Below are 25,384 nucleotides of genomic sequence, written 5' to 3' on the forward strand. Positions count from 1 at the left end.
CTCGAAGGCATGAATGCTTGCCCTTCGATGCCTGAGAGCGCTTCGGCATGGGTCACTCCGCATGATCATTGGCCTCCCGAGACATTCGGTGCGAGAGAGAAGGGATTCGGCCCAGTATGACCAGACAAAAAGCGCGCGTCGTAGTGCCAGACGCGACCAATCGCTGGGGCCAGCGGCGGCGGCATCCTGGCACTAACGATGGTTTCGGCGTGGCTCTAAGCGGTACGTCGAGTTCGGTGCAGTATGAGGGTACTTTCCAAGGAGTCATCGGTGGCTACTCTCGACTACGTTGCGCCGGCCTTTCGTGGCGCGTGCGCCCCATACGATCCGCTCTACGACCCGCTCGTTTCGCCCATCGGCCGTCAGCCGATGGATTACGCGCCCACCTACTGGGTCGCGACCGCAGGCGAGCCGCCCGAAGACGACGGCCCCTTGCCCGGCGATGCCGACGTCGACGTGCTGATCGTCGGCGCGGGATTCACCGGCCTTTCGACGGCGCTCTTTCTGGCGCGCGAACATGGCATCCGCGCGACCATCGTCGATGCGAATCGCACGGCATGGGGCTGCACGAGCCGCAACGGCGGGCAAGGGCAGAACGCGAGCGGACGCCTCTATCGCTCGCAATGGATCGAACGCTGGGGCAAGCAGACGGCGCTCAGGCTCGATGCCGAGATCCGCGAAGGTTTCGACACCTTCAAGCAATTGATCGGCGAGTTCACATGCGATCCGCAGCCGGGCGGGCATCTGTACATCGCGCATCGCGCGCGCAAGATGGACTTTCTCGCGAACGAATGCAAAGTGATGCGCGACGTATTCGGCTACGACGCGCGCATGCTGAGCGCGAAGGAAGTCGCCCAATCGTATGTCGACGATCGCGAGAATTGCGGCGCGCTGCTGGAGCCCGATGGCATCGGCGTACATCCGTTGAAGCTCGCGTTCGGCTATATGCGTATGGCGCGCTCGCTCGGCGTGAAGGTGCATCCGGGCACGCCGGTCCTCAACGTCGAGACGATTCGCGGCGTGCATCATGTCCGCACGCCGCGCGGCGTGATTCGCGCGAAGGCGATCGCGTTCGCGACCGGCGGCTATACGCGCAACGACATGCATCGCGCGCTATCCGCGAAGATCATGCCGATACTCTCGAACTCGCTCGTTACGCGGCCGCTTACGCAGGAAGAACTCGCATCGACCAATTTCCTCTCGCGCCAGGTCATTACCGATACGCGCACGCTGCGCTTCTACTATCGGCTGTTGCCGGATAACCGCGTGCAGATCGGCAGCCGCAGCGCGATCACCGGCGCCGATGCGGCAAACCCTCGCCATATGGACGTGCTCATCGAGGGCTTGCATCGCAAGTTTCCATCGCTCAAAGGCCTTCGCATCGATTACTCCTGGTGGGGCTGGGTCGATGTGAGTCACGACATGATGCCGCGCGTCGCGCAACCCGATCCGCAACAGAGCATTTTTTATGCAGTCGGTTATGGCGGAAACGGTGTGTCGTTCTCCGCGCATGCGGGGCGGCGCATGGCCGAGCGCGTCGCGGGAAAGTGGCAGCACAGCCGCGACGATCTGCCGATCTACGACTCCGCGCTCGAATATCCGAACGTGATGGGCATGGTGAAGTGGAAAGGCTTCGCGCCGTTCCGCCGCGTCGGCCAACGGTTTCTGTATCACAAGTATCTGACGCAGGACGAGAAGCGCTGAACGCATTTTGGTCTCTTTCGCAACGCACTGAAAACATCGACACATGAGCACACAAACGAATCAGGATTACATTCGCCTCTTGCAGACGTTCAACGATGCATGGAACCGCCACGACATCGACGCGCTGATGAACTGCATGGCGGACGAATGCGTTTTTCACGGCGTGGCCGGACCCGATGCGCTGGGCCGCACGTTCAAGGGCCGGGACGAAGTGCGCAAGGGCTTCACGCTTGCGTGGGAAACCTTTCCCGATGCATCGTGGAATGACGGCGAGCACTTCGTGAGCGGCAATCGCGGCGTATCGGAATCGACGTTTCGCGGCACGAAGGCGGACGGCTCGCGCATCGAGGCGCGCATGGTGGACGTCTTCACGTTCAGCGATGGCAGGATCGCGGTGAAGAACGCCTATCGAAAGGATCGTCCGGCGCTTTGAAGCGTCATTGAACGAACGCCTCGACCCGCCGGCAACGAACCCGCGGGCGAGCGCCGAATCGATACAAGCAAATCAGGAGACGACATGCAATCGAGTACGGAGCAGAGCGATCTCAAGTGTGGCCTCAAGCAGCGCCACATGACGATGATCGCATTGGGCGGCGTCATAGGCGCCGGACTATTCGTCGGGAGCGGCGTGGTGATCCAGCAGGCCGGACCCGCGGCGATTCTCTCGTTTCTCATCACGGGCGGCCTCGTGGTTCTCGTCATGCGTATGCTCGGCGAGATGGCCTGCGCGATGCCCGCCGTCGGCTCGTTCTACGAATATGCGCGGCTCGCGTTCAAGACGCAGCGCGGGCCGGGCCGTCTCGCCGGGTTCCTGACGGGCTGGATGTACTGGTACTTCTGGGTCATCGTGATCGCGCTCGAAGCAGTCGCGGGCGCGAAGCTCGTGCAGTTCTGGATACCGGATGTGCCTGCATGGATGATCAGCCTGGTGTTGCTCGTCGTGCTCACGCTGACCAATCTCATTTCGGTCGGCAGTTATGGCGAATTCGAGTTCTGGTTTTCGTCGATCAAGGTCGGCGCGATCATCGTGTTCCTGTTTCTCGGCGGCCTGTACGTCTGCGGCTTCTGGCCCGCATCGATGCACACGACCGATGTCGCCGCGACGTTCCTCGGCCATGGCGGCTTCATGCCGGAGGGCATCGGGCCCGTGATGACAGGCGCGGTCGCGGCGACCGGCTTCTACTTCGGAGCGGAAATCGTCACGATCGCGGCGGCCGAAGCGAAGGAGCCTGCGAAGGCAGTTGCGAAGGCAACTAATTCCGTCATCACGCGAGTGCTCGTGTTCTATGTCGGATCGGTGGCGCTCGTCGTCGCGCTGGTGCCGTGGAATTCGCATCAGATGGCGACGCCTTATGTCAGCGCGCTCGAAGTAATGGGCATGCCCGCCGCAGCCAACGTGATGAACGCGATCGTCCTCACCGCCGTGCTGTCCGCGCTGAACTCGGGCCTCTATGCGGCATCGCGCATGCTGTTCGCGTTGACGCGTCACGGCGATGCGCCGCTCGGACTCGCGAAGGTCAACAAGCGCGGCGTGCCGACGCGCGCCATTCTGCTCGGCACGGTTTTCGGGTATGTGTCGGTGGTGATGTCGTATGTATCGCCGGATACGGTGTTCGCGTTCCTCGTGAATTCGTATGGCACGGTGGCGATCTTCGTGTATCTGCTGATCGCGTTTTCGCAACTGCGCTTGCGCGGCCGTATGACGAGCTTCGAAGTAAGCGACCTGCGCGTACGCATGTGGGGATTTCCCTATCTCACGTGGCTCGCGATCTTCGGGATGATGGCGATTCTCGTCGCGATGGCCTTCATTCCCGATCAACGCAAGCCGCTGTGGCTGGGCGTCGCGAGTCTCGGCATTCTGATCGTCGCGTATGTCGTGTTCAAGCGCGGCCGCAAGGAAGTCGAGGTCGAAGACGAACATCACTCGACGCGGCATCTCCAGACCAGCGAACGATAAGCACTGAAGCAAAGGCCGGTTTGCCGAATCGAAAACCGGCCTTCAATCCTTGAACGTCTTCGCGGTTTCTTCCGCAGCACGGCGCAGATCGGGTTCGAACGCAAGCAACTGATCGAGCGCCACGCGCCCCACCGGCGCCTGAATCGCAATCGCCGCACACGCGCGATTGCGATCGAGCATCACCGGCACCGCGATCGCAACGAGTCCCTGCAAATGCTCCTGATTGTTGATGGCGAGCATGCGGCGGCGTGTCAATGCGAGCTCCTTGCGCAGTGCGTCGCGATCGGTGATCGTGCGCTCCGAATACGAACGCAACGGCAAGCGTTCGATCATGCGTTCGCGCCGATCCTTCGGCAAAAAGCTCAGCAGCAGCTTGCCGCTTGCGGAGCAATGCAACGGCACATGCGAACCTGGCTGCAGATGCATGCGCAGCGGCCATCCCGTTTCGACGCGATCCACATAGACGACGTCGTTGCCCGCGAGCATCGTCAGATTGCATGTTTCGCCGACGCGCATGACGAGCTGTTCCAATAGCGCATGACGCGCCGCAGCGGGACCCGCGTGCATCAGCACGTTGATGGCGAGCGTACGCACGCGCGCCGAGCATTCATAAAGCTTGTCGCTTGCGCCGCGCGTGACGAGCCATGCGTCCATCAACTGCACCAGGATGCGATGCACGGTCTGTTTGGGCAGACCCAATGCATCGACGAGCTCGGTCATGGAAAGCGGGCGATTCGCCTCGGCGAGCGTTTCGAGCACGCGAAACGCTCGCACGGCGGCGGCATTCGATTGATTCGAAGTCACGCTTGTCTCCGTCTGCATACTTTTCGGTTTTATTTCATTGTGCGTCGAAAACACCGGTTTTCGGGACTCTAAAAAGTCCCGAAAAGCTGAATTTCCGATGCTCGCGCTATCGCTGCACGCGTTAGTCCAGAAAACGGGACCGCGCGACGGACGCGGCTGACTAGATTGGAGAGCACCTTCAATCTTCCAACAGCCGAGGTTTATCGCATGAATCACATGGCAAGCGGCGCGACGCTCGCACGTCCTCACGACGATGCGCCGAATCAACCAGAACCCGATGTGGAGCGCATCGTTGCCGCGCTCGTGACGCGAGCGCGCGCCGCGCAACGACGCTTCGAACAAGCGGGCCAGGAGACGCTCGACTTAGCTGCATCGGCCGCTGCGTGGGCCATCATGGAGCCGCAGCGCAACCGGCAACTCGCGGACCTGGCCGTGCGCGATACGGGCCTCGGCAACGCCGACGACAAATTCCGCAAGAACCATCGCAAGACGCTCGGCCTGCTGCGCGATCTTCACGGCGTCGCGACGACGGGCGTGATCGCGCGCGACGAGGAACACGGCATCGTCGAAATTGCGCGCGCGGTCGGCGTCGTGGCGGCGATCACGCCATCGACGAATCCGGCCGCGACGCCCGCCAACAAGATCATCAACGCGCTCAAGTGCGGCAACGCGGTCATCGTCGCGCCCTCACCGAAGGGCTATTCGTCGTGCGCGTTGCTCATCGAGTTCATTCATGCGGAGTTCGCGAAGGCCGGTCTCGATCGCGATCTCGTGCAGATGTTGCCGCATCCGATCGGCAAGGCCGCGACCGCCGCGTTGATGAAGCTCGCGGATCTCGTCGTCGCGACGGGCTCGCAGGCGAACGTCCGCATGGCCCATACGAGCGGCACGCCCGCGTTCGGCGTGGGCGCGGGCAACGTCGCATCGATCGTCACGGCGAGCGCGATTCCCGATGATGCAGCGCGCAAGATTGCCGCGTCCAAGACGTTCGACAACGCGACGAGTTGTTCATCGGAGAACAGTGTCGTGATCGAAGACGCGATCCATGCACGCATGCTCGATGCGTTGACGAGGCAGGGCGGCGTGCTGCTCGACGCTGCGCAGAAGGCGCGGTTGCAGGCGGCGATGTGGCACGACGGCAAGCTCTCGGCGCGCTGCACCGCGCGCTCGGCGACGGCCATTGCGCGCGAAGCGGGCCTCGACGATATCGCGGCGCGCGAGCCGAAGTTCTTGATGGTCGAGGAGAGCGGCTACGGCGCCGAGTATCCGTTCTCCGGCGAAAAGCTCTCGCCCGTGCTGACGGTCTATCGCGCGCGCGACATCGACGCCGCAATCGGCATCGTGCGCGGCATCTACCAATACATGGGCGCGGGACATTCGGTCGGCGTGCACGGCGCGGACGATGCCCTCGCCGTCCGGCTCGGCACTGAATTGCCGGTGGCGCGCGTGATCGTCGATCAGGCGCACTGCCTCGCGACCGGCGGCAACTTCGACAACGGCCTGCCGTTCTCGCTGTCGATGGGATGCGGCACCTGGGGCGGCAACAACTTTTCGGCGAATCTCGGCTATCGGCAATACCTGAACGTGACGCGCATCGCGTATCGGATTGCGGAGCGCGTGCCGGAAGTCGACGCGTTGCTCGGCGTTTACTTCAGGAGGATCGGGCGATGAGCGCGCTAGCGGATCGAATCGTTCCTTCCGATCGTGCGCCGGTCGTTGCATTCACGTTGCGCGCATTGATCGACGCTCGCGCCGGACGCGCGCCGGACAAACCCTTCCTGCTCTCCGCGGTCGGAGACGACATGCTGACCTTCGGCGCGTTGCGCGAAGCATGTCTCGCGCTGGAAGAGCGTTTTCATGCTGCGGGCCTGCGTGCGGGCGATGTCGTGTCCGTCTTCATGGGCAACGGCATTCAGACCGCGCGGCTGCTGCTGGCGGCGATGTATAGCGGCCTGGTGGCGAATCCGCTGAATCTGTTGTGTCAGCCTTCGCAGGTGCGCTATATCGTCGAGCATTCGGAGACGCGCGCGATCTTCGTCGCCGATGACACGCACGACACCATCGTCGAAGCGATCGACGTGTTGCGTCGCGAAGGCATGGACCGTGACGTCGCTGTGGTGCGTACGTCGCCCGATGCGAACGCTTTGCCCGATATCCCGACGCTTCCGTCACGCACGATCGGACTCGTGCGCGACGAAACGCCCGGCGCGCATATCGTCGCGAGCGATGCGGGCGCGATGAATCCCGGCGATACGGCGCTGCTCATGTACACGTCGGGCACGACGGGCGCGCCCAAAGGCGTGCTGCTGAGTCATCGCAGCCTGCTCGCCAACATGCGCAACATCAGCGACGAACATCGGCTATCCGATGATGATCGCGTGCTCGTATCGTTGCCGCTCTATCACATCAACGGTCTCGTCGTCGCGCTGCTGTCGCCACTGTGGCACGGCGGATCGGCGGTGATGACGCCGCGTTTCTCGGCGCGCACGTTCTGGAACGAGGCATCGCAGTTCGGATGCACATGGATCAACGTGGTGCCGACCATCGTCGCTTATCTGCTGAACGGCGAGGGCGCTGAGGGCTGCGATCTGTCGGCGCTGAAATTTTGCCGCAGCGCGTCGGCAGCGTTACCGGCCGATCATCATCGGGCGTTCGAGAAGCGCTTTCGCATCGGCGTCATTGAAACGATGGGCATGACGGAGACCGCCGCGCCGATATTCAGTAATCCGTATGACAAAACGTTAAGGCGAATCGGCAGTATCGGCTTGCCTTCGGGCGGCGAAGCGAAGATCGTCGACATCGATGGACGTGAGTGCGCGCCCAACGAAACCGGCGAGCTCGTGCTGCGCGGCGAGCAATTGATGAGCGGCTACTACAAGCGTCCGGAAGAAACGCGCAACGCGTTCACGGAAGACGGATGGCTGCGCAGCGGCGATCTCGGTTATCGCGACGAGGCGGGCTTCTTCTACATCAATGGACGCGCGAAGGAACTGATCATCAAGGGCGGCGAGAACATCGCGCCGCGCGAGATCGACGAAGCGCTGCTGCGTCATCCCGGCGTGCTCGAAGCAGCGGCCGTCGGCGTGCCCGATGCGGCGTATGGCCAGGACATCGTCGCGTACATCGTGCCGAACGGCGGCGCGGCATCGCTCGATGTGGCCGACTTGCGCGCGCACTGTCTGCGCGAACTCGGCCGTTACAAGACGCCGCGTGAATTCCGCTTCACCGATGCATTGCCGCGCGGACCTTCGGGCAAGGTGCAGCGCCTGAAGCTCGTATAGCTGACACGGCTCGATATTGCACATCAGATGGACCAAAGGAAGGAGACACTGTGAACAAGCAACGTCAGCGCGTGAAGACGCGCCATATCATTCTCGGCGTGATGTGTCTGATGTACTTCATCTCGTACATCGATCGGGTGAACATCGCCGTGGCAGGACCGTTGATCCGGCAGGAGATGGGCCTCACGTCCGTGCAGCTCGGGCTCGTGTTCTCCGCGTTCGCGTATCCGTATGCGGTGATGCAGATCGTCGGCGGATGGCTTGCCGATCGATTCGGCCCGAAGCTCGTATTGACCGTGCTCTCGTTGATATGGGGCGCGGCGACGCTCGCGACGGGCTTCGCGGGCAGCATCGGCATGCTCGTGCTGTTGCGCCTTGCGTTGGGCATCGGCGAGGGCGGCGCGTTTCCGACCGCCACGCGCGCCTTCACGTTCTGGATGCCGGTGCGCGAACGCGGCTTTGCACAAGGCATCACGCATAGTTTCGCGCGGCTCGGCGGCGCGGTGACGCCGCCGCTCGTGCTTGCCGTGGTCGCAGCGAGCGGCTGGCGCGAGGCATTCGTTCTGCTGGGCATCGCGAGCCTTGCGTGGACGGTGCTGTATCTCTTCGTCTTCACCAATTCACCCGATGAAAACCGCCGCGTGACGCCCGAGGAAACCGCTGAGATCGGCTATCGCGCGGGAGAATGCGCGCGCTCGAGAAAGCAGCCGACGCCGTGGCGCATGCTGATTCATCGCATGTGGCTCGTGACCTTCGTCGACTTTTGCTATGGCTGGCTGCTGTGGGTGTATCTGACGTGGCTGCCTTCGTATCTGAAGGAATCGCGCGGCTTCGATTTGAAGCATCTCGCGCTGTTCACCGCATTGCCGCTGCTTGCCGGCGTGATCGGCGATACGCTCGGCGGCGTGCTGTCGGACCGCATCTACAGGATGACGGGAAAACTGCGGCTCGCGCGCTGCAGCATTCTCGTGGTGGGCATGGGCGGGTCGCTCGCCTTCCTTCTGCCGATGGTCAATGCGCCGAGCCCGATCATGGCGGTGTGGTTCCTGACGGCATCGTTCTTCTTCCTCGAGATCACGAATCCGGTGCTGTGGACGTTGCCGCTCGATATCGCGGGCAAGTATGCGGGCACGGCGGGCGGCATGATGAACACGGGCTTCGGCATCGCGGGAATGGTGTCGCCGGTCGCGTTCGGTTATCTGATCCAGCAGACAGGAAGCTATAACGTGCCGTTCACGATTTCAGCGGGATTGCTCGCGGTCGGTGCGGTCGCGGCGCTTTTCATCGATACGAGCAAGACCGTGGAAGCCGATGAAGCGCGTGCGGCGCGCAGTCGCGAGGAAATGGGCGTGCCGGCGTTCGCGGGAGGGGCGGGGCAGTGGCATGAGTAGCGGCGTTCGCGCGTCGCATTGTTACGGTTGAGACGCTCGGCTCTGTTACGCTCCGGCATCCTTATTGAACGACGGAAGAGCGATGGTGGAGCATGACATCAGGGAGCGAGCGACGGCGCTCGCCAGCGCTGCTCAGGCTGCAATCGAGCGTGGCAAACGCGACCAGGCAATCGCCTTGTGGCACGGGACGTTCGATATCGAACCTCACGAGGCTCATTACGCGATCGAGGCCACCAATGGCCTCATCCGATTAGGTGAGCCGCTTCTCGCGCTGGAAATGTGTACGCGATGGATCGCGCGGAACCCCGACAACGCGATCGTCCGAGTTCAGCGCGGCATCATCTATCTGAACGAATGCGGGGATCGGGAAAGCGCGATCGAGTGCTTTGTCGAGGCGCTCGAATTCGATCCCGACAACTGCGACGCACATTCCGCCCTCGCGCAGATTTACCTGTTCGCTGGTCGACCGGAACTGATGCGGTTCCATGCGAAGCAGGCGCTTATCCGGGCCGACGAGAAGAGCGCGCTGCATCTTCGCGGACGATTCCTCTCCGATTATGCCGGGGTCATCGAACGTGCGGGCGCGCTGCTCGCGCAGACTCCCGACGACGTCGACATCTGGCTGATGTTGGGGAAAGCGCTGTACATGCAGAGCCGTTATCTCGAAGCGTTGGATGCATTTAGCCGAGCCGAAGAGATTGCACCGCACCGAGTGGATGCCTTCGGTCCGCTTGGGGACGTGCTCATTCTGCTCGGACGCGAGCGCGAGGGATGGCGCAAGCTCGAAGGGGTGTCGAGCGATGAGTATGTTCTTGCGCTTGATCCGGATATTGCCCCGTATCTTTCAAAATGGTGGCGGGGTCAATCGCTGCAAGGCAAGCGTATCTTGGTCGCCTACCATGCGGGCGTCGGCGACAATCTGATGCTCGCGCGTTACGCGAGCCGGCTGGCAGCGGCGGGCGCGTCGGTTCACTTCGTTTGCCGGCCGGAACTGCACCGGCTGTTTCGCGATCTCGACGGCGCGCAAAGCGTTGCATCTGGCTGGCGGCCGGACGAACTCGCGAATTACGATTACTGGGTCTTCGACTACTTGCTGCCCGCATACGTGCACGAGACAGCAGCGGCCATCTCCGACAGTCGACGCGGATACATCGAGGCGCCAGCTGATGCCCGCGCTCGCTGGGACAGCTTCATGCAGCCGTATGCGGGCAAGCTGAAGGTGGGACTGTGCTGGTATAGCGGGCCGCACAACTTCAGCGGCATTGACCGCTTCGTGCCTGCGCGCGCATTGAAGCCGCTGTCGGAGATCGAGGGTATCGAATGGTTCGTTTTGCAGAAGAACCAGGCGAACGCCAGTTTGACGAGGCAGTCGGGCATTCGCGCGCACGACGTGTCGTCTCAGTGGACGGACTTTGCAGATACCGCCGGCTTCATCGATCATCTCGATCTCGTGATATCGGTGGACTCTTCGCCGTTGCATCTCGCTGGCGCGCTCGGCAAGCCGACGTGGGGAATCTTGCCGTCCGCGCCGGAGTGGCGCTGGGGACTGCAGGGCGAGCGAACCGAATGGTATCCCACCGTGCGTCTGTATCGACAGAAGAAGCTGCATGACTGGGAGCCGGTCATCGGCCGGATCGCGGACGATCTTCGCGAGTTGGTCGGCGAGCGGGGGGCTTCGGTGTAGCGCGCGAATCAGCCCGCGCGCAAGCTGAGTCAAATCCTGCCCTCGCGCACGCGCCGCTCCAGCCGGAAAACGCCGGGCGGCACGAAGTACGTTCCGAAGCGCACAAGGCCCGCGCGCTTCAGATGACAGGTCATTTCGAAGCTCACTTGCAGGCCCGGCTCGGACGTATCGACCATCGCGACGTCGATCGCGCGGATGCGCGGCTCGTACTTCAGCAGCGCGACTTCCATCTGCTCCTTCAGCGCCTGTGAAGAAGCCGGCAGCGCCTTGTAGAGGTTGGTCAGATCGGGCAGCCCGTAGTCCGGCAGATGCTTGAGGGCACCGGCGCGCGTGTTCAGGATGCGTCGCACGTTCTGCTGCACGCTCAGGACTTCGAGCGTGCGGTCATCGAAATCGCTGAGCGGTTCGCCGTCGATCTGACCGAGCAGCATTTCATATAGGGACGGGCCTGGCATCTTTTCTCGCTTCAGGCGGTTGCGGGCACGGACGAGTCGCGATCGATGAACTCGATCGTCAGATTGCCTTCCTCTGAATAGGCGAGACGAATCTCCGCGGGTGCGGCGCCGCTCGCCATGCGCGTCAGGAGTTCGCGCGAGACAGTCGGCAGAATGCGCTGGTCGAGGAAAGCGTCGATATTGCGAGCGCCCGAATCGCGCGACAGGCACATCTGAGCGAGCGATGCGATCAGCGATTCCTCGCAGGCGAGCGTCACATCGTGCTGACGCTTCAGGCGATCGGCGATCTTCGCGATCTTGAGGCGCACGATATCGCCGAGCGCGCTTACGTCGAGCGGGCGGAACACGAGCGTCTGGAAACGCGCGAGCAGCGCCGGCTGGAAATGCTTCACGAGCGGATCATGGATGGCGTCGAGCAACGCGGCGTGCGCGATGCCGGGCGTGTCCGTGGTCGCATCGTGAATCTGTTCGGAGCCGAGGTTGGACGTCATCAGAATCACGCAGTTGCGGAAGTCGATTTCCCGACCTTCGCCGTCACGCATCGAGCCACGATCGAACACCTGATAGAACATGTCGAGCACGTCGCGATGCGCCTTCTCGACTTCATCCAACAGCACGACGCTATATGGGCGCTGACGCACCGCTTCGGTCAGAACGCCGCCGCGGCCATAGCCGACGTAACCCGGCGGCGAGCCCTTCAACTGCGACACCGTGTGCGCTTCCTGATACTCCGACATGTTGATCGTGGTGAGCGCGGCCTCGCCGCCGAACAGCACATCGGCGAGCGCGAGCGCCGTCTCCGTCTTGCCGACGCCCGAGGGTCCGGTCAGCAGGAACACGCCGAGCGGCGCATGTTCGCTCTTGAGCCCCGCCTTCGCGGTGCGCAGGCTTTGCGCGAGCATGCCGAGCGCGTCGTCTTGCGCGACCACGCGCTTCGCCAGTTGATCTTCGAGCGTGAGCAGATCGAGCAGCTCGTCTTCGACGAGATTGCCGACCGGCACGCCCGTCCATTCGGCGACCACGCGCGCGATGGCCTGTGCATCGACATCGGCGAAGATCAGCGGCGACTTGCCTTGCGCATCCGTGAGGGCGTGCTTCGCTGCGGCGAACGCATCTGCATCCGGCTTCGTCTTGCCGTCGCCGCGTTGTTCCAGCAGCGCGCGCACCAGCGACAGTTCGCGGTCGTAGCGCGCCTGAACGTCCGCGAGTTCCTGTTTCGCTTGCGCCAGTGAGGCGCGGAGCGCGTCGCGATGCGCGGCTGTATCGTCGATGCCCGCCCGTTCGTCGGCATCGATGCTTGCGCCTTCGAGTTCCAGCGCGGCCACGACCGCGCGCGCGCGCTGCAGTTCGGCGGGCGGCGCGTCGAGACCCATACGCACGCGCGCCGCGGCGGTATCGATGAGATCGACGGCCTTGTCCGGCAACTGGCGCGCGGGGATGTAGCGGCGCGACAGTCTGACTGCCGCAACGAGCGCTTCGTCGCGGATATGCACGTTGTGATGCCGTGCGTAGCGCGTCGCGAGGCCACGCAACATGAGACAGGCGGCATCGTCGTCCGGCTCTTCCACCTTGACCATCTGGAAGCGCCGCTCGAGCGCCGCATCCCGCTCGAAGTATTCCTTGTATTCGGACCACGTCGTCGCGGCGATGGTGCGCAACTCGCCGCGCGCGAGTGCAGGCTTCAGCAAGTTCGCAGCGTCCGAGCCGCCGGCCGAGTTGCCCGCGCCGATCAGCGTGTGGGCTTCGTCGATGAACAGCACGATCGGCGTCGCCGATGCCTTGACTTCATCGATCACGTTTTTCAGGCGCTGCTCGAATTCGCCTTTCACGCCCGCACCGGCTTGCAGCAGCCCGAGGTCGAGCGTGAGAATGCGCACGTCGCGCAAGAGAGACGGCACACTGCCTTCGGCGATGCGCAGCGCGAGCCCTTCGACTAGTGCCGTCTTGCCGACGCCCGGCTCGCCCACGAGGATCGGGTTGTTCTTGCGCCGCCGCACGAGCACGTCGATCATCTGCTGGATCTCGCGATCGCGGCCGAACACCGGATCGATTTCGCCGCGACGCGCCTTCTCCGTCAGGTCGATGGCGAAGCGCTCGAGCGCCTGGCCTTCGGTCGAGCGCGGGGCCGCCTGCTTGACGGGCGCTTGAGCATCTGCAACTGGTGCGCTTGCGTCGCCTTCGTCTTCCTGCGCGGGCGCGTTCTCGCACGACGCGCGTCCGAGACGCGGCACGAGCCGTTCGATCTGCGCATCGGAAAGCGAAAAAAGCGGCCACGCGTCCTGCGTCCGCATGACATGCGGTGCGCCGATGAGCGCGCGCAGCAGATGCGCCGAGCGGATCGTACCGTCGATATCCTCGCGCGATGCGAGATGCCACGCGTCCTGAAGCACGCTCGCGAGCTGGATGGAAAGCGACGGCATGCCCCGCAGATTGCGCGGCAGGCGGTCGATTGCGGCGAGCAGTGCGTTCCAGATCGCATCGACATCGATTTCATAGTGACGCAGGATCGCGGGAATGTCGCCTTCGTCCGCCTCGATGAGCTTCAGCAGCCAATGCTCGACGGTGATTTCGTCGGAAAGGCGCGTCTGGCACAGGCTCGCGGCCGCTTCGAGCGTGCGGGCGCAGTGCTGGTTGAGCCGGCGAAGCAGATGAGTGGAGTCGCGCATTGTCATATGAAGTCGGTGCCGAGGTGAATGAAAGAGGGCGTACGGTGGGGATGAATTGCAGAAGAAAAGCCAGCCCGCAAGCAGGCTGGCTTCGACGGCTCACGTTGTCATGAGCCGCTGGGTCACGCGCTTACGCGCGCTCGTTCCACGTGTCCTTGTGGATGATGTTGCCGTCCTTGAACGACCAGGTGATCTGCTCGTAGCGCAGTTCGACTTCTTCGAGATGGTTGTGCTTCTCGAAAGCCGGGTTCTTGATGTCGAGCATCTTCGGACGGACCGCGACGACCTTGACGTTGTCGAGCTTGGTGTTGAAGTATTCCTTCTCCTTGCCCGCGTCGTCGATCTTGTACCACTTGATCTCGACCGACTTCAGCGTCTGGCCGCTCGTCACCGCCTTGTACAGATACGGCGTGGACGAATCGGTTTCCTTGGTCAGCGTGATCGGCGCGTGCACGCGCGTGCCGGTGAGCTTGCCGGTGTTGCCATCGGTCGGGATATGCACGCCATGACCGAACTCGACGATCTCGACGCTGCCTTCGCGGCCTTGCACGGTGACGGAACCCTTGATGTCGGCGCCGCCGTCATCCTTCAGCCACATGTATGCGGGAATTGCCATTTACTACTCCTCTTTGGTACTGCCAAGCAATGCTCAGAAAAACAACTCCTGAGCGACAAGATCCCGAAGAGAGAACTCCGGGAATTCGATTAACGATGTCAGTTCGCGACGTTCGCGGTGTCCGGTACGAGAGTGATTTCCACGCGACGGTTCTTCGCGCGCCCTTGTGGCGTGTCGTTCGCGACGATGGGGCGTGTGTCGCCGTAGCCCTGAACCGCAAACTGCGTAGCCGGTATGCCGGACGCTTCGATCAGCCAGTCGCGCAGAGCCGCGGCGCGCGCGTTCGACAACTTCAGATTGCTCGCGGCATTGCCCACGTTGTCCGTATGGCCCGCCACGAGGATCCGCTTGCCCGGATGCGCCTTGATCATTTCGACGGCTTCGACGAGCACGCGCGTCGATCCCGGTTTAAGTTGCGCCTTGCCGCTGTCGAAGAGCGACATGCTGTCGAGCGTCACCACGGCGGGCGGCGGCGCAGGCGGCTGATAGCTGGCGATGGCGGTATTCAACGTCGGCAGCAATTGCGCGCCGCGATAGAGCCCGAAGGACAGTCTGAGCGGCACGCCCGTGCGCGCGTAGCGATCCAGTTCATCGCGATCGGCGACGAGCGCCTTCAACGCGTCGCGGCGCGCGGCGTCGTGCTCCGGCGTGACGGCTGCGTAGCGGTCCATGTCCGCCTGCAGGCGCTCGAGCAGCGCCGCATTGTTGCGGCCCGCGCCGAGGATCGCGGCGCCTGCCGCCAGTGCCACGATGCCGATGGCATGTGCGAAGGCGGCCACGCGCGGCGACGTCACGATGCGGCGGGGCATTGCTTCGATCAGCGATTGCGGCAACGGCCACGGAGCCGGGCTTGCATCGACGCTCGCGGGCGCGATGTGCGTTTGCATCTGCACGTCCTGCTCCCACGGTTTATGTGCGTCGCTGGCGGGCCCGCAGTCGATCCAGCCTGCGCCGTAGAGCGCCCAGGGCGTGGCCGGCTGGCGCGGATCGGTCAGCGTGCCGAACACCATGCGCTGCGTCCAGCCGACGATGGATGCCAGTGCGGCCGCATGGGCGGACGCGTAATGATCGCCCGCATGGCGGCAGGCATCGTCTTCCGCATTGCGGATCAGCGCTTCGAAGCGCCGGGCGTCGACGAGCGGCGTCCCCGACGACACACAGTGCCATCGGCGTCCCGCGTTTGCGTCGCTGCACGCGATACGTGTCAGGCGCTGATACACCGCGACATAACCCGGCAAGCGCACGCTCACGATGCGCGAGGCATCGGCGAGCGCCTGGCGCGCCACGCGCAGGCTTTGCGAGAGCACATCGGCGTCGGCGTGGAGCGCGGGCGCAATGCTCAGCACGACGCCGTCGGGCGCCTGGCCGTCGCGCCACTGGCGCATCGCGAGTGCGATGCCGGGCAGATCCTGCGGACGATCCACGCGCAGCCAGATCGCGCCATCGCCGATAAGCACGAGACGCGGCGTGCCCGAGCCGTGATCGAAAAGCGAGGCGAGCGCATCGCCCATGACGAGCACGAGCGGCATGCGCGTGCGCAGGTTCAGCGGAATATCGACGGTCGCCGCACCCAGCGCGTTCAGGACATGCATGCTGCTGCGGCGCGCGCGTGACAGGCGTCGCGTGCGCCAGCCGACGAGGGCCGCCGCGACGATCACAATGCCTGCCGTCGAAAGCCAGATCCATTCCTTGCCGAACGGCTGCACGAACCACTGCACGGCGAGCGCGAGCAGCGCCGCGAAGACGACGATGGTGCGCGCCGGATAACCCAGTCTCTGCATGGCGCTCACGGCTTGACTGCGTTGGGAATCAGCGCGGCGAGCTGCATGTCGAGGGTGACGTGCCAGATGAACCACGTAAGGAGCGCGACGGCGCAGCCGATTCCGGCGACGGCCCACGGCGAGATGCGCCGAAGCCAGTTGCCGAAGCGCCGGCCCGGCTGGTCGATGACGAGCGAGCGCTCGCTTTCGGGACGAAGGCGCGCGATCAGCGCGCTCAACTCATCGATGAGTGCCAGACGCTGATTCTCGCCATTGCCCGAATATCGGCCGCGAAAGCCCAGTCCGAGAATCGCCGCGTAACACTCGAGCAGATCGACTTGCGGCGAGTGTTCGCGCATGCGGAACTCCAGCCGCTCGAAGACGCGTTCGCCGCCGTCGTGCTGCTTGAACCTCTCGACCTGCAAAGGCTGTGCGGACCACAGCGGCTTCTCTTCATCGGAGAGATGATGCAGCGCCGTTTCGTCGAGCAAGGCGCATTGGGCCTTCACCGCGTCCTCGCGTACTTCGTCCGGATAGCCTCGGAGATGGAGCGCCGCGCTGAATTCGTCGGTCATCGACTTGCAGTGCGCACGCAACGATGCGAACTCGGCAGAGGAGCCGCCTGTCGACAGATTCGCGACGAAGAGCGCGGTGTCGCGCAGCAGATCGCGGATACCGGTCATGACCGACGGCGCGACGCCCGGAGCCGGCTCGACGAGGCTCGAGTGTGCGGAAGACGTGGACAGCATGTTCATGAGCGCAGCACCGCGTAGAGTTCGAGCGAGACATCCGGGACGGATGTCGGCAGATAGATCTGGCATGCACGCGCGGCCAGCATGCGCGCGTGCGCGGGACTCGCGGCATCGAGCGCGAAGTACTGGTTATCGAGGCGCACGGGAATTGCCGCCGGCACGCGCTGAACGGCCTTCAACGCGATACCTGCCAGAGCCGAATTGACGATGTGATCGACCTCGTCCGGCGCGCCGATCTTGCACAGCCGCGGAATGCGTTCGACGAGTTCGAACGCGGGCAGCGTCGAATTGACCGACAGATACCAGTCGGCGGCGCCATCGGCGATACGGGTGTCGAGAATCTGGCCGGTCCACGTCGTCGCGTTCTCGTGCGCGAGATCGATCGGCACGACACGCGACGGGATGATCGCATCCAGCAAGTTCCGGATCATCGATTCGATGTCCGCAAAGACTTCGTCGGCGCGGACGTGATCGTACGCAGGAATGTCCGTGAGCTGCGAGCTCGTGGAGAACGTCATCAACGCGCTGGCGAGCTCGGCGAGGACCGTGTACAAGCGCTCGGGCGGCAAGTTCGGATTCGAAGCGAGGAATCGGAGTTGCGGCCACGCGGCATGGATGCAATGCAGAAGCCAGAACAACTGCACGTCGGCGACGCCGTATTCCGCGACCTGTTCGATGCGCTCGCTGCGCCGCGCGCCGAGGGCGAGGCTCTTCGCCAGCAGGATGTCGGCGATCCGGCCGATGCGCTCGACGTGAAGCTCATGCGCGCCCAGCGACAGGCAAGGCGGCACGTAGCGCCGGTCGAGCTGGAACTGGCCGCTCGTGGAACGGACGAGGCGTGCGATGGCGCAAACGGTGTCATCGGCGTGCGGCTCGAAATCGAACAGCAGACGCACGGCATGACGTTCCGCGGCGATTTCGCTTTCGTCGGTGCCGTTTGTGTCGACGACCTTGACGAACTCGCGGTAGGCGCGGCGCGGACGCGTGAGCGCCGCCTCATCCATGCGGCAGTTGTTGCCGTTGGCGTCTGGCAGCGCGAGCGCGGCCAGCACGGTCACGCTTTGCCGATCCGCGCTCGCGCCTTGCGTGAGATCGCGCGCAGGGGGTAATGGCTGCGCAATCGATGTATCGATGGGCGTACCGTCGGGAAAACGCAGCTTGAGGCGCGAGAGCTTGAGACGGCCAGCGGCGAGCGCGTCTTCGTCGACCTCGACGTCGAGCGTTCCCCACGGTTGCGCAAGGGCCGCAGTCGTGAATTGACGAAGGGCAAATTCCGCCCATCGCTCCTGTTGTTGAAAATGCTGCTGCGTAAGAATCAGGCCTTCGTGCCAAAGCGGTTTATCGATCCGCATGAATGTATTTCGCGATACTGATTGGTTTATGTAAGGGCGGATTCTATCGTCGGCCAAGTGATTCGTATACCTGCTGGATGAATAGTGGATTTATAGAGTGGCAAGGAGAAAGTCGATCGATAACAACCACTTGCATGTACGGAAATGGATCTTGGACTATTTTCAAGAAGAAGATGGCGAGGGTGACGATTGTCAATTAGTGTTCATTCGATCCCTGTCGCGCGCGCTTCGCGAGCATGCGCAGTCAATCCGGGAAACTGCGAAGCCGTTGTTTATCAACGGCAATGGCGGATGAGGACGGGTGTCGTGCCGATTATTTAGGCAAGCGTTGGATTCTTTTGGAATGCGGCGAAACCTGTTCTAATATGCCCGCGAAAATCCGAAGGGCACATTGGGCGCGTGAGTCTGATCGGCGCTCGATATGCGCAAGAAGAATCAAGGTGGTTTCTCGGTTTCGAGATGGGTTTGATCAATTTATTAAGGATTATTGATGGATAGCTTCCAGAGAGAGATTCCCAAAAGCCGTGTTTCGATCACGCTCGATCTGCACACGGGCGGCGCGCAAAAGAAGGTCGAATTGCCGCTCAAGCTGCTGGTCGCGGGCGATTTCAGCGCGGGACGCGAGCAGGCGCCGCTTTCCGAACGCAAGAAAGTCAATATCGACAAGAACAATTTCGACGCCGTTCTCGCCGACTACGCGCCCGACCTGAAGTTCGCCGCCGAGAACACGCTCTCGAACGACGGCTCCGAACTGCCGATCAACCTTTCTTTCCGTTCGATGAAGGATTTCGAGCCGGAGCAGGTGGCGCGTCAGATTCCGGAACTGCAGGCACTGCTCGCCGTGCGCAATCTGCTGCGCGATCTGAAGTCGAATCTGCTGGACAACGGCACTTTCCGCCGCGAGTTCGAAAAGATCCTGAAGAACAAGGAACTGTCGGACAAGCTGCGCGGGGAACTCTCGCAAATCGCCACCGCGGCGACGCAGCCGGAAGGCCACGCCTGAACCTCGGCACCCTTCCATACGCTTCAATCGACAAGAATCCCAGACAGGACAATCAATGACTAAGAAAGAAGTCCGCGCGAGCGCCGCAGGCGAAACCGTCGTGCTCGATGCTCCGCAAGAGTCGTATGGCGACAGCGTCTATGCATCGCTTTGCAACAAGATCAATCTGAGTCCGGTGGCGCAGGCGCGTCCGCTGGAGGCATTCCGGGACAACGACATGCTTTCCGAAGCATCCGCCGACGAGCGCCTCGCGCGCGGCATGGGCGCGTTTCTCGATCTCGTCGCGCAGACGAGCAAGCCGGTGGATCGTCTCGACAAGTCGCTGCTCGATTTCTTCATCGGTCAGTTGGATCGCCAGATCAGCCGGCAACTCGATTCGGTCATGCACAACCCCGAATTTCAAGCGCTCGAAGGCCGCTGGCGCGGTCTGAAGATGCTCGTGTCGCGCACGGATTTTCGCAAGAACGCGCGCATCGAAGTGCTGGACGTATCGAAGGATGCGCTCGTGCGGGACTTCGAGGACGCGCCGGAATTGATCCAGAGCGGCCTGTATCGCCTGACGTACATCGAAGAGTACGACACGCCGGGCGGCCAGCCGATCAGCGCGATGGTCAGCGATTTCGAGTTCGCCAACTCGCCGCAGGATGTGGCATTGCTGCGCAATATTTCGAAGGTGGCGGCGGCCGCGCACATGCCGTTCATCGGCTCGGTGGGCCCGGCCTTCTTCGGCAAGAAGTCGATGGAGGAGGTCGCTGCGATTCAGGATATCGGCAACTACTTCGACCGCGCGGAATACATCAAGTGGAAGAGCTTCCGCGACACGGACGACGCGCGCTACGTCGGGCTCGTGATGCCGCGCGTGCTCGGCCGTCTGCCGTACGGCAAGGATACGACGCCCGTGCGCGCCTTCAACTACGAAGAGCAGGTGAAGGGTCCGGACCACGATCGTTTTGTGGGTGAACGCATCGTTCGCGTTTGCGGCGAACATGACGCGCAGCTTCGTGAACAACGGCTGGTGCGTGCAGATTCGCGGCCCGCAGGCAGGCGGCAAGGTCGAGGATCTTCCGGTGCATCTGTATGACCTCGGCACGGGCGTGCAGCCGAAGATCCCGACCGAAGTGCTGATTCCCGAGATGCGTGAATTCGAATTCGCGAACCTCGGTTTCATTCCGTTGTCGTTCTACAAGAATCACGATTTCGCGTGCTTCTTCTCGGCGAATTCGACGCAGAAGCCTGCGCTATACGAGACCAAGGAAGCGACCGCGAACAGCCGCATCAATGCGCGTCTGCCGTATATCTTTCTGCTTTCACGCATCGCGCATTATCTGAAGCTGATTCAGCGCGAGAACATCGGCACGACCAAGGACCGGCGTCTTCTCGAACTTGAACTCAACAACTGGATCAAGGGTCTCGTCACAGAGATGAAGGATCCGGGCGATGAGTTGCAGGCATCGCATCCGCTGCGTGAGGCGAAGGTGACGGTCGAGGATATCGAAGATAACCCGGGCTTCTTCCGCATCAAGCTCTTTATCGTGCCGCATTTCCAGGTGGAAGGCATGGATATCGGCTTGTCGCTGGTTTCGCAGATGCCGAAAGCGAAGAGCTGATTCTTCGCTTCGTCCAGTAGGTGCTGAGTGTGCCGGGATTCCCGTTTAAGGGGTCCCGGCATTTTTGTCTGGGGACGCACTGGAATACGCGTGAATCACAGCGCCGGAATGCGCCATGAGTGACGAACGAGCAGAACTGGAAGCGGAACTCGCGAGAACAATCACGCGATTCACACCGCTCTTGCTCGTCGGCATGGACCGGCGCCGCCGAAGCCGCGCGCACACTTCCAGCGCGAAAATCTTGCGGCCTCAGTCTGGTACAAAGACGTGTCGACGGTTACAGCGCGCTCGAGGCACACCGACGTTACGCGATCGATGACGCGTGTCGGCTGGCTGAAGCGAGAGGGGGTTTGTCTCTCTCAGACGGTCGAGAACACAAGGCGGGCTTGCGTTGGCGCTGCGACAATCGGCACGCATGGCTGGCGGCTCTCGTTGGGGTGTTACGCGGCGATTGGTGCCGCGCGTGCCCGTCGGTCGCATGAAGCCGTCGCAGGATGAGTTGGAGCGCACGGCGGGCGATACCTCTCGGCGAACATCGACAAGAAAACGCCAGTGAAATGGGTGTGCGCATTGGGTCACGTGTGGGGGCCGAGTGGTTTCGGGTGCGCAAGGGGGAATGGTGTCATCAATGCGCGGTGAAGGCACGCACGCGCACGATCGAGCGGGTTGTGCTACAAGCCACCGAGCGCGGTGGCCGATGTCTGTCGGACACGAAATTTGATGAAACGCAGTCGACCGGCGCGTCAATTGTACGCGATGACGCGCACCGGACCGCCAGCCATTGCATTTTGGCACAGCGGGCACTTGAGCGCGCCACGTAAGACTAGTCATAATTGTTAGATTAATTCTATCGAGCAACCACTTGGTGGGGCAGAATATTCAGACTGGCCAGATTCGGAATGCCAATCAACTGTGCAACTAAGCCCTCGGGTCGTTGAACCGTCCGCTCGTGTCGTTGAGCAGGTGGGGAATATCAAGGAGAGCATTTCGCGTGTCGATGATATTACCAAGTCAAGCATATAGTTTAGTACTGCGACCACATCCAGCGTCCTGTTCAGTGCTTCGCTTCTCGGGAAAAGCTGACATCAGTCAGCTTTATGAATTTCATATCGAGTTCACCAGTCCGGTGGCCGACATCCCGATGGACCAGGTCGTGGGCCGGCCAGCAACGTTCACCATCGACCCTGTTGATCCAGAAATGGCGTACCTTCGGCAAATGTTCGGAGATCGCTGGACGCAATTCAGCAAGGCACCGCCGCCGAGTGTCACGCACGGCGTCATCGACAAGTTCGAGACCCTCGGCACGTCGGCTGATGAAACGCGGTATCGCGTCACGTTGGTGCCGAGGATTGCGGAATTGGCACGGGGCCGCAAGTGTCGATTATTCCAGAAGCAATCGGTCGTCGAGATTATCACCGACACCTTGCGTCACTACGACTATCGCCTGGGCGTCGATTTCGATTTCAAGAATCTGCGCGGGACGTATAGGCGTTTCGAATACGAGACGCAGTTCTACGAGACTACGTTCGCTTTTATTCAGCGCCTGTGCGCCGAAGCCGGCATCTGGTTCCGCTTCGAACAGAAGGCTGATCGCACGATTATCGTCTTCGGAGACGATCTGGATGCCTATGCCCGAAAGCAGCGCGTGGTTCCGTATCGCAGCCATTCGGGCCTTGAAAGCGCGGGCGCGGAGTCGATTCGGTCGCTGCGCACGATCACGCAGCGCGTGCCCGAGGCGGTGCAACTGAACGACTACAACCATCGTCAGGCGGACGTCAAGCTGCTGGTGGAGGAGAACACTGCGCGGGCTGACAAGACCACCGACGGCGTGGACGGCACCTGGGGCGAGCATTACGAAACACTGGACGAAGGTCGTCAGATCGCGCGTCTGCGTCATGAGGCGTATATCGCCACGCAGATCAGCTATCGCGGCCGGGGCAATCCGTTCTCGCTCGAAGTGGGCGAGGTGATCCGGCTGGATGTCAATCCGAAGGATGCGCCCAATGGGCTGCTCGTCACGTCGATGCGCTGCGGCGGCGGTCGGGGCGTTTCGTACTGGAACACCTTCCGGGCGATTCCGGCGGATCGCCGGTGGCGCACGAATATCGATTCTGTCGAAAAGCCGAAGGCCGAGGGTATTTGGCCCGCTCGGGTGGATTCCCCGGGGTCGTATCGCTATGGCTACTTGAGCGAAAAAGGCCTGTACGTGGTCAAGATGCCGTTCGATCTGGACGAGTGGAGTCCGGGTGGCGCGAGCCGTGAAATCCGCATGATGAGGCCGTACGCGGGGCCGGACTACGGGCATCACATGCCGCTGATTCATGGCACGGAGGTGGCGCTGATATTTACCGCGCAAGATCCGAATAGGCCTGTCATAGCGGGATCGCTTCATGACAGCCTGAATCCGGACCTGGTCAACAACCTGAACAATACGCGAAACATCATCCGGTCCGCGGCGAAGAACGAACTCCGCATGGAGGATAAGGAGGGGATCGAGCATATCCACCTGACGACGCCGTTTCAGACCAGTGAGTTGAATCTGGGGCATATGGTCGATGCGGGGCGCAAGGAGCGCGGGCGTGGCGCGGAATTGCGAAGCGATGAGCATATCGCGGTGAGAGGCGGTAAGGGCGTTCTGGTCACCGCTGAAGCCAAGGTTAATGCGACCGGCACCCAGTTGGATATGCAGAGCGCGCGAGAACAGCTTCAACGGGCAATCGAGCGCATCGAGTCGTTGAATCAGGCCGTTCAAGCGGCGGAAGCGGTCGTCGCTGATTTGCAGAAGCAGAAGTCCTTGTATAGCGACGCGCTTGACGGATTGAAGCGCTCCGTCGTTCTCATGAGCGGCCCCGCAGGCATCGGGCTTACCTCTGGCGAGCACTTGCAACTGAATGCCGACCAAAACGTGATCGCGACAGCCGGCGGTAACGCCGACATCGGTGTGATGCGCAACTTCACCGTCGCCGCGGGGCGCCAAGTTTCGCTTTTTGCGCAGACCCAGGGTATGCGGCTGACGGCGGCCAAACAGGACATCGTGGTCCATGCGCGAACCGGTGGCATGGAATTGTCGTCGTCGAAGGATATGCAATTCAATAGCATTGGCGGCTCGATCGTGGCGCATTCAAAGGGGGCGATGACACTCACGAGCGGCGGCGCTTATATCAAGATCGAAGGCGGCAACATCGAGTTGGGCGCTCCGGGCAGTGTTCTGCTGAAGTGCGGCAGCTTCAACTGGACCGGACCGGGCAGTGTGTCACTGCCGATGCCGAACATGCCGATCGGGCCGTGCAAAGAATGCCTGCTGTACGCGCATCGCGGTGTTGAAGCGATGACGGAGGTGGCGTGATGAACAGTATCGATGTGGCTCCGGTGTCCCGCGACACAAACGCGGCGTGGGACCAATGGCGTACTCGCCTGCTCGCCCAGTGGCAGCCGTTCGCGGATCGAGAAGCCGATTCGAGCCTCTATTTGCTGGCCGATGCTCGGGGCAATCCGGGGCTGGACAAGCTCTTGATGCAAGTTCCAGGTGTCAAGTCGTCATCGCTCTGGCGGGGTTCCGTCATTGCGGCCTATGCGGATATTGCACCGTATCTGATTCAAGTGGATCCGCTGGCGCTTGAGCAGCCGCGTGAACTGGCGGGTCGCCTCTTTCGGCGCATCTGGATGGAAGGGCAATCGCGCTTCATGCTCACATGGATTTGGACGCCTCTCTCGCTGGAAGCACTCGACAGCCATTTGAAGTACTACACGCGGTATGTCACGCCCGACAAGCGGGAGTTCTTTCTGCATTTCTATGACAACCGGATTCTCGTGCGGCTTCGCAGTGTATGGACTGATGCACAGGCCAAGTCGTTCATCGCGCCATGTCACGAACTCTGGTATTGCGACCGGGACTTCGGCGAGAGCGTATGGCGCAATGACGAGGTTACGGTGCAAGCTCACACCGACGAAGTGCCTCAGATATCGGCTGACCAGCAGGCGCAACTGTACGCGCTCGGCCACGCGGACAAGCTCATGATGCAGTTGCGTGAGATGTACGGATCGCGACTCGACGCACCGGACGAGGCGGATTTCCACCGGCGCGTGAGCGCGCAACTCGAGCGCGCAAGCCGCTATCGCCTCAAAGACAAGGATGACTTTTTGAACTACGTGTCGAAAGGAATCATGCTTTCGCCTCGGTTCGATGAACATCCGGTGATTCAGGAGCGACTCCGACGGGCATTGAGTGGAGAGATATCGCATCGCGAAGCTTTGACCGGGTTTGACCGGAAAGTTATTCAAGAGGTGGTGAAGATGGACGAGTCCCACGCTTTGCAGAACGCGTGACGAATGTGTCGGATGACCAAAGGTAA

The 25,384-nt window shown here is 62.1% G+C and carries 18 protein-coding genes and 1 pseudogene; 12 read left to right on the plus strand and 7 right to left on the minus strand.

What is annotated here, in order from left to right:
* Nucleotides 1-270 precede the first annotated feature (270 nt).
* From QCE49_RS18860 to QCE49_RS18870, 3 genes are all read left to right on the plus strand, one after another.
* Nucleotides 271-1,704 (plus strand): FAD-binding oxidoreductase, encoded by a 1,434-nt coding sequence (locus QCE49_RS18860; protein ID WP_250457792.1) that lies wholly within the window; start codon nucleotides 271-273, stop codon nucleotides 1,702-1,704.
* A gap of 43 nt (nucleotides 1,705-1,747) precedes the next feature.
* Nucleotides 1,748-2,137: a nuclear transport factor 2 family protein gene (locus QCE49_RS18865; protein WP_008346044.1), complete on the plus strand. Its 390-nt coding sequence runs from the start codon at nucleotides 1,748-1,750 to the stop codon at nucleotides 2,135-2,137.
* 84 nt (nucleotides 2,138-2,221) lie between these two features.
* Nucleotides 2,222-3,661 carry an amino acid permease gene (locus QCE49_RS18870; protein ID WP_250457793.1) on the plus strand — a complete coding sequence of 480 codons (1,440 nt, stop codon included), beginning with the start codon at nucleotides 2,222-2,224 and terminating at the stop codon, nucleotides 3,659-3,661.
* 42 nt (nucleotides 3,662-3,703) lie between these two features.
* On the opposite strand, the gene QCE49_RS18875 is transcribed toward QCE49_RS18870, so the two are convergent.
* Nucleotides 3,704-4,483, minus strand: a complete 780-nt coding sequence (locus QCE49_RS18875) for an IclR family transcriptional regulator (protein WP_008346040.1) — start codon at nucleotides 4,481-4,483, stop codon at nucleotides 3,704-3,706.
* Nucleotides 4,484-4,672: 189 nt separating this feature from the next.
* Here QCE49_RS18875 and sauS point away from each other — a divergent pair, with 189 nt between their 5' ends.
* The 4 genes from sauS (at nucleotide 4,673) to QCE49_RS18895 (ending at nucleotide 10,821) form a co-directional block, all read left to right on the plus strand.
* Entirely contained in the window at nucleotides 4,673-6,136 is a 1,464-nt protein-coding gene (sauS, locus tag QCE49_RS18880; RefSeq protein ID WP_250457799.1) for an acylating sulfoacetaldehyde dehydrogenase, read from the plus strand.
* Nucleotides 6,133-7,746, plus strand: coding sequence for an AMP-binding protein (locus QCE49_RS18885; RefSeq protein ID WP_250457812.1), 1,614 nt, complete (start codon nucleotides 6,133-6,135; stop codon nucleotides 7,744-7,746). Before sauS ends, QCE49_RS18885 begins: the two co-directional genes overlap by 4 nt.
* A 50-nt stretch (nucleotides 7,747-7,796) precedes the next feature.
* Nucleotides 7,797-9,137, plus strand: coding sequence for an MFS transporter (locus tag QCE49_RS18890; RefSeq protein WP_250457813.1), 1,341 nt, complete (start codon nucleotides 7,797-7,799; stop codon nucleotides 9,135-9,137).
* Nucleotides 9,138-9,219: 82 nt separating this feature from the next.
* Entirely contained in the window at nucleotides 9,220-10,821 is a 1,602-nt protein-coding gene (locus QCE49_RS18895; RefSeq protein ID WP_250457815.1) for a tetratricopeptide repeat protein, read from the plus strand.
* A 29-nt stretch (nucleotides 10,822-10,850) separates the two neighbouring features.
* On the opposite strand, the gene tssE is transcribed toward QCE49_RS18895, so the two are convergent.
* The 6 genes from tssE to tssK all read right to left on the minus strand — a co-directional run bounded on the left by tssE (nucleotide 10,851) and on the right by tssK (nucleotide 18,422).
* Nucleotides 10,851-11,276, minus strand: coding sequence for a type VI secretion system baseplate subunit TssE (gene tssE / locus QCE49_RS18900; RefSeq protein WP_250457826.1), 426 nt, complete (start codon nucleotides 11,274-11,276; stop codon nucleotides 10,851-10,853).
* An 11-nt stretch (nucleotides 11,277-11,287) separates the two neighbouring features.
* Nucleotides 11,288-13,948, minus strand: a complete 2,661-nt coding sequence (tssH, locus tag QCE49_RS18905) for a type VI secretion system ATPase TssH (RefSeq protein ID WP_250457835.1) — start codon at nucleotides 13,946-13,948, stop codon at nucleotides 11,288-11,290.
* Nucleotides 13,949-14,072: 124 nt separating this feature from the next.
* Nucleotides 14,073-14,558 carry an Hcp family type VI secretion system effector gene (locus tag QCE49_RS18910; protein ID WP_008346030.1) on the minus strand — a complete coding sequence of 162 codons (486 nt, stop codon included), beginning with the start codon at nucleotides 14,556-14,558 and terminating at the stop codon, nucleotides 14,073-14,075.
* A gap of 98 nt (nucleotides 14,559-14,656) precedes the next feature.
* Entirely contained in the window at nucleotides 14,657-16,339 is a 1,683-nt protein-coding gene (locus QCE49_RS18915; protein WP_250457836.1) for an OmpA family protein, read from the minus strand.
* A 5-nt stretch (nucleotides 16,340-16,344) separates the two neighbouring features.
* Entirely contained in the window at nucleotides 16,345-17,073 is a 729-nt protein-coding gene (gene icmH / locus QCE49_RS18920) for a type IVB secretion system protein IcmH/DotU (protein WP_250457837.1), read from the minus strand.
* Nucleotides 17,070-18,422: a type VI secretion system baseplate subunit TssK gene (gene tssK / locus QCE49_RS18925; protein WP_250457838.1), complete on the minus strand. Its 1,353-nt coding sequence runs from the start codon at nucleotides 18,420-18,422 to the stop codon at nucleotides 17,070-17,072. Before tssK ends, icmH begins: the two co-directional genes overlap by 4 nt.
* Before the next feature lie 151 nt (nucleotides 18,423-18,573).
* On the opposite strand from tssK, the gene QCE49_RS18930 reads away from it, so the two are divergent.
* The 5 genes and pseudogenes from QCE49_RS18930 (at nucleotide 18,574) to QCE49_RS18950 (ending at nucleotide 25,358) form a co-directional block, all read left to right on the plus strand.
* Nucleotides 18,574-18,717 (plus strand): hypothetical protein, encoded by a 144-nt coding sequence (locus tag QCE49_RS18930; RefSeq protein ID WP_160172869.1) that lies wholly within the window; start codon nucleotides 18,574-18,576, stop codon nucleotides 18,715-18,717.
* 195 nt (nucleotides 18,718-18,912) lie between these two features.
* Nucleotides 18,913-19,425: a type VI secretion system contractile sheath small subunit gene (tssB, locus tag QCE49_RS18935; protein ID WP_250457847.1), complete on the plus strand. Its 513-nt coding sequence runs from the start codon at nucleotides 18,913-18,915 to the stop codon at nucleotides 19,423-19,425.
* A gap of 55 nt (nucleotides 19,426-19,480) precedes the next feature.
* Nucleotides 19,481-21,032: pseudogene (gene tssC, locus QCE49_RS18940) on the plus strand (type VI secretion system contractile sheath large subunit).
* A 991-nt stretch (nucleotides 21,033-22,023) separates the two neighbouring features.
* Complete coding sequence (locus QCE49_RS18945) at nucleotides 22,024-24,378, plus strand: type VI secretion system Vgr family protein (RefSeq protein WP_250457848.1); 2,355 nt, start codon at nucleotides 22,024-22,026, stop codon at nucleotides 24,376-24,378.
* On the plus strand, nucleotides 24,378-25,358 hold the full coding sequence (locus tag QCE49_RS18950; protein WP_250457849.1) for a DUF4123 domain-containing protein: 981 nt from the start codon (nucleotides 24,378-24,380) through the stop codon (nucleotides 25,356-25,358). Before QCE49_RS18945 ends, QCE49_RS18950 begins: the two co-directional genes overlap by 1 nt.
* Nucleotides 25,359-25,384: the final 26 nt, after the last annotated feature.

This window comes from Caballeronia sp. LZ008, assembly GCF_031451435.1.
GTDB lineage: Bacteria > Pseudomonadota > Gammaproteobacteria > Burkholderiales > Burkholderiaceae > Caballeronia > Caballeronia zhejiangensis.

Excerpts from the sequence above, each read along its gene's own strand:
- QCE49_RS18865 (WP_008346044.1), top strand. The coding sequence starts at position 1,748 with ATGAGCACACAAACGAATCAGGATTACATTCGCCTCTTGCAGACGTTC.
- QCE49_RS18870 (WP_250457793.1), top strand. The coding sequence starts at position 2,222 with ATGCAATCGAGTACGGAGCAGAGCGATCTCAAGTGTGGCCTCAAGCAG.
- QCE49_RS18875 (WP_008346040.1), bottom strand. The coding sequence starts at position 4,483 with ATGCAGACGGAGACAAGCGTGACTTCGAATCAATCGAATGCCGCCGCC.
- sauS (WP_250457799.1), top strand. The coding sequence starts at position 4,673 with ATGAATCACATGGCAAGCGGCGCGACGCTCGCACGTCCTCACGACGAT.
- QCE49_RS18885 (WP_250457812.1), top strand. The coding sequence starts at position 6,133 with ATGAGCGCGCTAGCGGATCGAATCGTTCCTTCCGATCGTGCGCCGGTC.
- QCE49_RS18895 (WP_250457815.1), top strand. The coding sequence starts at position 9,220 with ATGGTGGAGCATGACATCAGGGAGCGAGCGACGGCGCTCGCCAGCGCT.
- tssE (WP_250457826.1), bottom strand. The coding sequence starts at position 11,276 with ATGCCAGGCCCGTCCCTATATGAAATGCTGCTCGGTCAGATCGACGGC.
- tssH (WP_250457835.1), bottom strand. The coding sequence starts at position 13,948 with ATGACAATGCGCGACTCCACTCATCTGCTTCGCCGGCTCAACCAGCAC.
- QCE49_RS18910 (WP_008346030.1), bottom strand. The coding sequence starts at position 14,558 with ATGGCAATTCCCGCATACATGTGGCTGAAGGATGACGGCGGCGCCGAC.
- QCE49_RS18915 (WP_250457836.1), bottom strand. The coding sequence starts at position 16,339 with ATGCAGAGACTGGGTTATCCGGCGCGCACCATCGTCGTCTTCGCGGCG.
- icmH (WP_250457837.1), bottom strand. The coding sequence starts at position 17,073 with ATGAACATGCTGTCCACGTCTTCCGCACACTCGAGCCTCGTCGAGCCG.
- tssK (WP_250457838.1), bottom strand. The coding sequence starts at position 18,422 with ATGCGGATCGATAAACCGCTTTGGCACGAAGGCCTGATTCTTACGCAG.
- tssB (WP_250457847.1), top strand. The coding sequence starts at position 18,913 with ATGGATAGCTTCCAGAGAGAGATTCCCAAAAGCCGTGTTTCGATCACG.
- QCE49_RS18950 (WP_250457849.1), top strand. The coding sequence starts at position 24,378 with ATGAACAGTATCGATGTGGCTCCGGTGTCCCGCGACACAAACGCGGCG.